The sequence below is a fragment of the Desulfitobacterium sp. genome (assembly GCF_982384815.1).
This window is the reverse complement of record NZ_CEVWNY010000019.1, coordinates 25,375-34,780: the sequence shown is the minus strand read 5'-3', so window position 1 is coordinate 34,780 and position 9,406 is coordinate 25,375. Positions and strand designations below refer to the sequence as shown.

The window sequence follows — 9,406 nt, the reverse complement described above, 5'->3', positions numbered from 1 at the left end:
GACATTTATAGATTCTAGCAGAGGTTTCATACCTTGTCAACACTATTTTATACTAGAAAAATCTGGTTCTCCATTTCCTCAATATCCGCTAAAATCAAATTGCTATACGATTAGTATTAGAAGTTATAAAAAATAATATTCATGCTATTAACAATTCTTACTCGGATACATAAGGTAATCTTGAACACTATACGATAACCAAAGCAGCAAAGAGAGCCCTAAGGGCTCTCTAATTACTTCGCATCGCAATTTTTCTACCTTGAACAAAGAATAGACTTTTTTACTTTCTGCATAAAAACTTCAAAAAGCTTTTGCTACTACTCCACTTCCTGGATAATGGGTAGGATCATTGGGCGCCGACGTGTTTTTTCATAGAAATGCTTGCTTAAGGTTTCGCGAACTTGTCCTTTTAAAACTGCCCATTCCGTTACACGGTTTTCCCTTAGACGTGCCATGGTCTGTCTTACTTTTTCTTTGGCTTCTTCAAGCATAGATTCCGATTCACGTACATATACAAACCCACGGGTTACCACATCAGGACCCGCAACAATTGCACCTGTGGAACGGCTAATGGTCATTACGACAATCAAAATTCCGTCTTGAGAAAGTTGCTTACGATCACGCAGAACAATATTACCCACATCTCCGACCCCAAGGCCATCGATTAACACTTTACCTGCTTGAACTTTACCGGCAATACTCGCGGAGTGACGAGTAAATTCAATGATTGTTCCATTATCCGCTACAAAGGTATTCTCTCTTGGAACACCTAACTGTTCGGCTAGTTTGGCATGCTTTATCAGCATGCGATATTCACCATGAACGGGAATAAAATATTGCGGGCGAACCATATTCAACATAAGCTTCAGTTCTTCTTGACTGGCGTGCCCGGATACATGCATGCCTTGAAAAGATTCATAGATTACATTGGCACCCAGTTTAAATAAAAGATCGATAGTCCGGGAAACGGATTTTTCGTTGCCTGGAATCGGATTAGCCGAAATAATGACTGTATCGCCCGGTTGAATCTCAATGCGGCGATGGTCACTCATAGCCATTCGTGTCAAAGCCGACATAGGTTCTCCCTGACTACCTGTAGTTAATATACAGGCTTGGTTGCCCGGTAAATTTACAACCTCGTCAACATCTACCAGAGTATCTTCGGGAATATCTAGATAGCCTAATTCAGAAGCGATGGACACTGTATTAACCATGCTTCTCCCTACAACAGCAACTTTTCGGTTCGTTTTATAGGCTGCAGTGATCACTTGCTGTAGTCTGTGCACATTGGTGGCAAAACTGGCAATGATGATGCGGTCTTTGGCACTATTAAACGCTTCTTCAAACATGTGGCCAACACTGCGTTCGGACATTGTAAAGCCTGGTCGCTCCACATTGGTGCTATCGGACATTAGACAAAGAACCCCTTTGTCCCCTAGCTCAGCAAATTTATGAATATCAATTTTTTCACCCATTACCGGAGTATGGTCCACCTTGAAATCACCGGTATGTACGATGGTTCCTAAAGGTGTATGGACCGCCAAAGCAACCGCGTCAGGTATACTATGGTTTACACTCAAGAACTCAACTTTGAATACTCCAAGTTTTACTGTATCCCTAGGCTGAATAACTGTTGCTTTGATGTTGTTTAGGTTTCCTTCTTTTAGTTTTGATTGAATTAAACCTAAGGTCAGTCGAGTAGCATAAATCGGTACATCCAGATCTTTTAGCAGATATGGCAATGCCCCAATATGATCTTCATGACCGTGGGTTACTAAAATTCCTTGAACCATTTCTTTGTGTTCTAGAATATAGGAGTAATCCGGTATTACAATGTCAATACCTAGCATCTCATCCTCCGGGAATGCTAGTCCCGCGTCAATGATGATCATTTGGTTATCGTAACGAACTACGGTCATATTCTTGCCGATTTCGCCTAAACCACCTAATGGTATAATTTGAACCTTATGTTCTTTTGGCAAATAATTGCACCTCCACCATATTTTTCCTATTTTAAAATCTATTGTGCCTCTTTTCATGGAACTTGCCCAATTTGCTTCTACAAAAACGATAAACAAACTACCGAAGTCGCCACCAAAGGTACTCCCATTGCACACGTAGCTTCGCTATGCCTAAAGCATGCCGCGAAAACAGCGGGGTCGCCGGTTCCCTTATGCAATCTTCAGATAGAATCTAATAGTGAAACAAAAAAGACCCGAAATACGCAAACGAATACAACGCCCCTGGTACTCGCCGGTATTCCGATCAACCTATATGAAGCTCACCGCACAATACAGTCACCTTATTATAACTCCTTATTTGAGGATTAGCAAGAGACAGAAAAAGCAGAAATACAACCGTAAATCGGCTTATTTCTGCTTTAGAGAAAACTCTGAATAAATTAAAGTCAGTGTAATCTTAATCTTTGATCTTCCGATAAAGTTCATCTAAGAAGGCTTCTTCCTCAGGTGCTGCGCAAATCAGTGGGAGTTTTACCCCCCCGGCGTTGATACCAACTTTTTTTAGAAGGTACTTGACAGGAACAGGATTTGTCGTTACAAATACACCTTTAAACATTGGCATAAGTTTCAAATGCCACTGAAGAGCAGTTTGGGGATCTCCGGCAAACCAAGCATCCACCATTTTCCTCATCTCATCGCCGACAATATGGGCAGCAACACTAATTACTCCATTACAGCCTAAGGCCAGCATAGGTAAGGTTAAAGAATCATCTCCGCTATAGATTAAAAAATCTTCAGGCAGAAGCCTTTTTAGCTCGCTAACTTGATCCATAGAACCGGCAGCTTCTTTAATCGATGTAATATTGGGAATTTCGCTTAAGCTACGGACCGTTTCCGGTTGCAGGTTAATAGAAGTTCTTCCCGGAATATTGTACACCATAAGCGGCAGGCTGGTAGCTTCGGCGATAGCGCGAAAATGTTGAAATAACCCTGCTTGGGAGGGCTTATTATAGTAAGGAACCACAGCCATCAGGCCGTCTACCCCGGTCTTTTCTGCTTTTCTTGCCAGATTAATACTGCTCTCGGTGGAGTTTGAACCTATGCCGGCGATTACAGTTGCCTTGGTGCCAACAGCATTTTTGACAACCCGAAAGAGTTCAAGTTTTTCATCGGCTGAAATTGTTGGCGACTCTCCGGTGGTCCCCGAAACTACAATTCCATCTGATCCATGTTCTGTTAAGTAGGTAGCTAACTTTTCCGCTTCTTGGTAGTTTACTTCCAAATTTTCATTGAAGGGAGTGACCATTGCCGTCATAATTCTATTTAAGGCCATATTTTTCAGCTCCTCAATACTATTTCAATACTTTCCGGTCTGCTAACAAGCACCTAATTTAAACTTTTTGTGAAGTGCTTGAACCGCCGGGACCATCTCTTCTTTATTAACCAGAGCCCAAATGGTTGTGTGGGAGTCTGCCGACTGAAGAATGCGTACACCGGCATCGGTTAGAGCCTCGATAATATCTGCCATTACTCCCGGTACCCCCACAATTCCTGCACCGACCACCGATACTTTAGCACATCCGGGGACAGCTATCGGTTTAAACCCTAAGTTCTCCAGGATTTTTACAACTCTAGGTGCTAAATCATCAGGAACAGTATAAAGCACACTTTCCGGTTGGACACTAATAAAATCTACACTGATATCCGCTAAAGCCATACCTTTAAAAATTTGTTTATCTGCTTGCAACACATCCGGAACATCCACTGTTGGCACTTGAATTTGGGTGATATTAGTAGTTTGGGTAATGCCGGTAATAAGACGATCTCCGATAATATCTGTTCCGACACCCATAGCGGGCTGGACACTTGTGACCAATGTTCCCGGAGCATCGGAAAAAGTACACTTAATCCAAATGGGTATATTTCGTTGCATAGCAATCTCAACTGCCCGAGGATGAATCACTTTTGCTCCTTGATGGGCAAGATGGCATATTTCATTATAAGTCATTACATCAAGGATTCGGGCATCTTCCACGATACGTGGGTCCGCAGTCATAATCCCTTCAACATCTGTATAGATATCAATCGCCTCGGCATTGAGTGCTACACCAAGGGCAGCGGCAGTAGTATCGCTACCGCCACGACCCAGAGTCGTGATTTGTCTATCTTCAGTGATTCCTTGGAAGCCCGTAACAACTACTACTTGCCCTTTGTGTAAATGATCGAGTATCGTTTTGGGCTCTACACGAATAATACGGGCATCACCATAACAGTTATTGGTGATAATTCCAGCCTGGCCGCCGGTTAACAAAATCGCATCTAAGCCAATGCTCTTTAGGGTACTGGCCATAACAGCCCCGGAAATAACCTCTCCGCAGCTCATCAATAGGTCCATTTCCCGCTTTGGCGATTCCGAAGCAATTCCTTTGATTAGGTTAATAAAAGTATCTGTAGCATATGGATCACCGCTGCGGCCGATAGCAGATACCACAACAACAGGCGCAAAACCCTTCCGTACTGCTTCAGAAACTTTTGCAGCTACCTGAGCACGATGTTCAGCACTGGATACCGAAGTTCCACCAAACTTTTGAATTAAAACACGCACCTGAACTCCCCCTGTAGGTTTACAGTAGTAACTCGGCAATTTGCACACTATTGGTCGCTGCACCTTTGCGAATCTGGTCGCCAACAACCCAAAGATTAATTCCATTATCAATGGAAAAATCTTTGCGAATACGCCCTACATAAACCTCATCAGTGTCAGAGGTAAACCAAGGCATAGGATAACGATCCTCGGCGGGATTATCAACAACTATCAGACCCTGCGCCTTTTGCAATGCCGATTTGACTTCTTCCAATTTTACATTTCGCTCTGTTTCTATGTTAATAGACTCAGAATGGCTCCTTAAAACAGGAACACGAACCGTGGTAGCAGTAATCGCCATATCATCTGTATGAAAGATTTTCTGGGTTTCCTTTACCAATTTCCACTCTTCTTTGGTGTAATCACCTTCTTGGAAAACATCAATCCTCGGAATTAAGTTAAACGCTATTTGATAGGGGAAAGTTCGGCTTTTTAATTCCTCACCATTCGCCCAGCTGCGAACTTGTTCTTCCAGTTCCTCGATACCTTCGCGACCTGCACCGGAAACAGCTTGATAGGTTGATACTACCACCCGTTTAATTCCGGCTAAGTCATAAATCGGCTTTAAAGCTACCGCCATAATAATCGTCGAACAATTGGGATTAGCAATAATCCCCTTATGCCACTTTACATCTTCGGGATTGACCTCAGGCACCACCAGCGGGACTTCCGGGTCTAGGCGAAAAGCACTGCTGTTGTCGATAACAACGGCACCACTTTTCACTGCGGAAGGCGCATATTCAGTACTGGATGATCCTCCGGCAAATAAGGCAATATCGATCCCCTTGAAACTTTCATGAGTAGTTTCTTGAACCTCGATTTCCCTTCCCTGCCAAAAAACCTTTTTGCCTGCGGAGCGGTTGGTTGCTAACAATCGTAATTCTCCCACGGGAAAATTCCTTTCAGCAAAGATCCTCAATAGTTCTTGTCCTACCGCACCTGTAGCTCCAACAATTGCAATATTTGGCATAATTGTTCCTCCTTAATAACCCTGATAAGGAATTTAGGAATATGGTGCCAGCCTAAAAGCACAGCACCATATCCCCCCCGATCAGTTTTAATTTTTAGTGATAATCCACCAGTATCGGCTGAATTTGTTTCCCTTGACAGGCCTCAAGTATAGTGTCAGGCATTTTATCCATATGCGCTACTAATGAATTCGCTTTTGTTGCCGGGCTATCCTGCCCAAATGGAACAAGAAATATATTTTTTGTACATAAGAGCGTCCCAATATTACGGGCATTCATTCCTAATCCATCATTAGTAGCTATAGCTATCACCAAGGGCCGTTGGTTGCGAAGATGAGCTTTAGCCGCCATGAGTACAGGAGTATCAGTGATCCCACTAGCTAATTTCGCCAAAGTATTTCCTGTACATGGTGCAATCAATAGACAGTCAAATTTTTTCTGCGGCCCGATCGGCTCTGCGTCAGGTATGGTTCGAATGACTTTCTTTTTGGTTATTTCTTCGAATTTGTTTTTCCAATCCTCTGCTTTGCCGAACCGTGTATCCATAGTGTCCACGGAATAAGAGATAATGGGAGTCAAATCCGCTCCTTCCTCCACCATTTTGCGCATAACCTCGGTGATTTCATGCAAGGTACAATGTGAACCTGTCACAGCAAAACCGATTTTTAACCCGTCTAATTTCATACCTTCGTCACCTCCACTTCAAAACTTTAGAGAAGTACTATTACCTGCGGTCAGGTGGCGAAGAATGAGTTGCGGGTATACTTGAGCAAGAATTCTTCCTGCCGATTTGGGAGCAACTTTACCGGGCAAACCAGGTGCAAGCAAAGCTTTGATACCTAAGACTTTAGCGTATTCAAAATCCGTCCCGCCTGGAATAGAAGCGATATCAATAATAACCGTTTCCTTATTCACTTGATCCAACATGGCTTTGTCCAGGATCATAGTCGGAACCGTATTAAAAATGATTTCCGCCTTCCCAACTTTTTCTTCCAAATCAGCAAAATGAACGGCATCCAATCCCATTTCCATGGCCCGTGCTAAGTCTGCCGGTTTACGGGCTACTCCCGTTACATGAGCCCCCATTCCTTTGAGGGTCCGGGCCAGAGTCCAGCCACATCGCCCTAAGCCAAGCACAAAGCTCTTGCTGCCATGAATTGTGATAGGTGTTGCTTCCATTGCCATTTGGATAGCACCTTCTGCCGATGGAATAGAGTTAAGGATGGCAAGTTGATCGAGACTAGCTGTTTCGACAATCTTAATCCCCAGCATTTCCGCTGCCGACTTTAAGGCATCGCGTGCCCAGCCAATAAAAAGGGGCACATTGGGCGAAATTGCCTTCAACAGTTCCTTGTTCAAGACAATCGGTCGATCTGAATACTTAGCTTTGACACCCCCACGTTCATCGGTGCCGTACATAGGAAAAAGCAAAACATCAGCCATCGCTGCAGCTTCCAGCGGCGATGAAAGCAATGTTACTCCTTCTAAAGGAGCTGCCTTTTCAAATCCGACTCCGATTATGTAGGCTCCCAGTTTTTGAAGCTCCGGAATCATATAAATCTCTCGGTCATCCCCTCCAATTACTACCACTCGAATTCCAGTTAAACCCGCACTCATCTTTAAGCCCCCTTTGAGACTGTGTCCCATGACTACTATCCAGTATATGAGGGAAGATTGAAGGCGGTTCCCCAACGAAGATTCCTAATCGAGGAAATTCTCTAGTCCAATTACCAAATTTGTAAGGTGACTAGCTTTGCGAATGGCTAACATAATCCCAGGCATATAGGTTTCCCGTGAAAAAGCGTCATGACGAATCGTCAAGGCTTGTCCATCACCACCAAAAATTACTTCTTGATGAGCAATGAATCCAGGCAGACGAACGGAATGAATATGAATTCCCTCCACATCACCACCGCGGGAACCTTTAATCTTTTCGTATTCATTAGGATGGCCCTGAATCAAAGGCTTTCTTACCTCCGAGATCCAGTCTACAGTTTTAAGAGCAGTTCCCGAAGGTGCATCCAACTTTTGATCATGGTGTAACTCAATAATCTCGACATTAGGAAAATACTTAGCCGCTTCTTGAGCAAACCTCATCAACAATATTGCACCGATAGCGAAGTTAGGGGCGATAAATGCTCCAACTTTTGTCTGATCCACCAGATCCCGAATTTCCGCAATATCGGCTTCGTCCAGGCCGGTAGTTCCTAACACCGGAGTCACTCCGGCTGATATAGCGCATTTAGCATTCTTTAATACAGACTGAGGATTAGTAAAATCAACCATCACATCTGCTTGGGCATCCCGCAGGTGTACAGCTTCTAAAGGGCCGGTTATTGCAATCCCGAGGGGAGCAATACCAAGAATTTCACCTATATCTTTTCCTTGCTGCCGGACGTCCGTTGCCCCGACCAGGACCATATCTTCCTGATCAAGGACTGTACGAACAACTTCTTTTCCCATTTTTCCACCGGCTCCAGATACAAAAACCCGAATTTTTTTCAATTAAACCCCTCCCTAGAACCTTAACCTATAATAACAACCCCGCTGCACCAATGGCAGTTCGGGGTTGCCGTGATCTTTTTTACTATTTTAGTTAATTAACGTATTCATGTCAAACAGAATATTTACTGGCACGTTCTGCTCGATTGTTCATATCCACAATAATAACCTCTGAACCTACTTTCTTGATGGCTTCCCAGGGTATAACCAGAACATCACGATCCCTCTCATTCATATTGCCCCAAAAACCGGAGAAGCCGGATCGCGAAGTTAGAATAATAGCTTCGATAGCACCGCTTGATGAAATGGCCAAATCAGCATCCCCTACAAGTCCCAACTTTGCTCCATCATATAGATTTATGATTTCTTTGCCTGCTAAATCGCTAAGGAACATCTTTATTCCTCCTCTATTTTCGAATTTTCAACCATGTTTGGATGGCAAAAGGCTGCAAAATGGCTAAAGCAAGCGAAATTACTGCTAGCGGTTCTACAGGAAAAGTGGAGGGATTCCACCAGTTCTCCGGAAGTTTTAAAAAAGAAAATAAGAGTTCGAGGGAGAGATATATTCCTCCTGCCGTACCAACCAGCTGGGTTATGGCAGCTGATAGCAGGCTGGATTTCGTCTCTGTTCGCCACATGAGCAGATAACGCCTTGAACGCAAGGATGTAAGGATCCCTACCGTTAATAAAAAAAGCCCTAAGACTTTCATTGCCATACCCCCTCTATGGGATATGTATGACAAGTTGATAAGCCCTAGAACTTCATTCTATCTTCTACTAACACCGGTGGAGCCAAAACCACCGCTTCCTCGAGAAGTTTCCCCCAATTGCTCTACTAATTGAAATTCAGCAAGACAAACCGGAAGAAAAACCATCTGAGCAATGCGGTCCCCATCTTTAACGATAAAAGGTTCCTTGCTTTGATTGATTACCGCGACCAGAATCTCCCCCCGATAATCCGAGTCAATCACACCAACACCATTAGCCAAGGCCAAGCCATGCTTTGAAGCTAGTCCACTCCGGGCAAAGATAAAAGCTCCTACACCGGCGTGAGGGAGTTCGATCGCCATTCCCGTCGGAATTTTTGCAATCTCGCCGGGTGCGATCTCTAAATCCTTCGCTAATGAGGCCTGTAAGTCTACACCTGCTGCCCCCGGGGTGGCGTATTTCGGTATATTAAACACCTTATCCCCCCGAAGGCTGGATACTTTTACCGTAATCAAAACTCTTCCCCCACCCTTTTTCTTACTGAAATTACTTTCTACCACGAAAAAAGATCCTTCGCTTATGCTCAGGATGACAACTCCACTATGTCATACTGAGCGCAGCGA

Annotated in this window: 10 protein-coding genes; all 10 read right to left on the bottom strand. The window is 43.9% G+C overall.

Going from position 1 to position 9,406, the window contains the following annotated elements; all coding sequences use genetic code 11:
• Positions 1–317: 317 nt before the first annotated feature.
• Positions 318–1,982, bottom strand: coding sequence for a ribonuclease J (locus AC1U9U_RS05220; protein ID WP_479959497.1), 1,665 nt, complete (start codon positions 1,980–1,982; stop codon positions 318–320).
• Between the two features lie 436 nt (positions 1,983–2,418).
• Positions 2,419–3,294 carry a 4-hydroxy-tetrahydrodipicolinate synthase gene (dapA, locus tag AC1U9U_RS05215; protein WP_479959496.1) on the bottom strand — a complete coding sequence of 292 codons (876 nt, stop codon included), beginning with the start codon at positions 3,292–3,294 and terminating at the stop codon, positions 2,419–2,421.
• Positions 3,295–3,336: 42 nt separating this feature from the next.
• A complete protein-coding gene (gene dapG, locus AC1U9U_RS05210; protein ID WP_479959495.1) occupies positions 3,337–4,566 on the bottom strand; it encodes an aspartate kinase in 1,230 nt (409 codons plus the stop codon).
• Positions 4,567–4,585: 19 nt separating this feature from the next.
• Positions 4,586–5,575, bottom strand: a complete 990-nt coding sequence (locus AC1U9U_RS05205; RefSeq protein WP_479959494.1) for an aspartate-semialdehyde dehydrogenase — start codon at positions 5,573–5,575, stop codon at positions 4,586–4,588.
• Between the two features lie 94 nt (positions 5,576–5,669).
• Positions 5,670–6,257 (bottom strand): dipicolinate synthase subunit B, encoded by a 588-nt coding sequence (locus AC1U9U_RS05200; RefSeq protein ID WP_479959493.1) that lies wholly within the window; start codon positions 6,255–6,257, stop codon positions 5,670–5,672.
• 18 nt (positions 6,258–6,275) lie between these two features.
• Positions 6,276–7,190: a dipicolinate synthase subunit DpsA gene (gene dpsA, locus AC1U9U_RS05195; protein WP_479959492.1), complete on the bottom strand. Its 915-nt coding sequence runs from the start codon at positions 7,188–7,190 to the stop codon at positions 6,276–6,278.
• A gap of 84 nt (positions 7,191–7,274) precedes the next feature.
• Positions 7,275–8,078 carry a 4-hydroxy-tetrahydrodipicolinate reductase gene (gene dapB, locus AC1U9U_RS05190; RefSeq protein ID WP_479959491.1) on the bottom strand — a complete coding sequence of 268 codons (804 nt, stop codon included), beginning with the start codon at positions 8,076–8,078 and terminating at the stop codon, positions 7,275–7,277.
• Positions 8,079–8,187: 109 nt separating this feature from the next.
• The gene (locus tag AC1U9U_RS05185) at positions 8,188–8,469 is read right to left on the bottom strand and encodes a YlmC/YmxH family sporulation protein (protein ID WP_479959490.1); all 282 of its coding nucleotides are present in this window, start codon (positions 8,467–8,469) and stop codon (positions 8,188–8,190) included.
• A gap of 13 nt (positions 8,470–8,482) precedes the next feature.
• A complete protein-coding gene (locus tag AC1U9U_RS05180; RefSeq protein ID WP_479959489.1) occupies positions 8,483–8,785 on the bottom strand; it encodes a hypothetical protein in 303 nt (100 codons plus the stop codon).
• Positions 8,786–8,842: 57 nt separating this feature from the next.
• Positions 8,843–9,298: a dUTP diphosphatase gene (gene dut / locus AC1U9U_RS05175; protein ID WP_479959488.1), complete on the bottom strand. Its 456-nt coding sequence runs from the start codon at positions 9,296–9,298 to the stop codon at positions 8,843–8,845.
• Between the last annotated feature and the right edge of the window lie 108 nt (positions 9,299–9,406).

Excerpts from the sequence above, each read along its gene's own strand:
- dapA (WP_479959496.1), bottom strand. The coding sequence starts at position 3,294 with ATGGCCTTAAATAGAATTATGACGGCAATGGTCACTCCCTTCAATGAA.
- AC1U9U_RS05205 (WP_479959494.1), bottom strand. The coding sequence starts at position 5,575 with ATGCCAAATATTGCAATTGTTGGAGCTACAGGTGCGGTAGGACAAGAA.
- AC1U9U_RS05200 (WP_479959493.1), bottom strand. The coding sequence starts at position 6,257 with ATGAAATTAGACGGGTTAAAAATCGGTTTTGCTGTGACAGGTTCACAT.
- dpsA (WP_479959492.1), bottom strand. The coding sequence starts at position 7,190 with ATGAGTGCGGGTTTAACTGGAATTCGAGTGGTAGTAATTGGAGGGGAT.
- AC1U9U_RS05185 (WP_479959490.1), bottom strand. The coding sequence starts at position 8,469 with ATGTTCCTTAGCGATTTAGCAGGCAAAGAAATCATAAATCTATATGAT.
- AC1U9U_RS05180 (WP_479959489.1), bottom strand. The coding sequence starts at position 8,785 with ATGAAAGTCTTAGGGCTTTTTTTATTAACGGTAGGGATCCTTACATCC.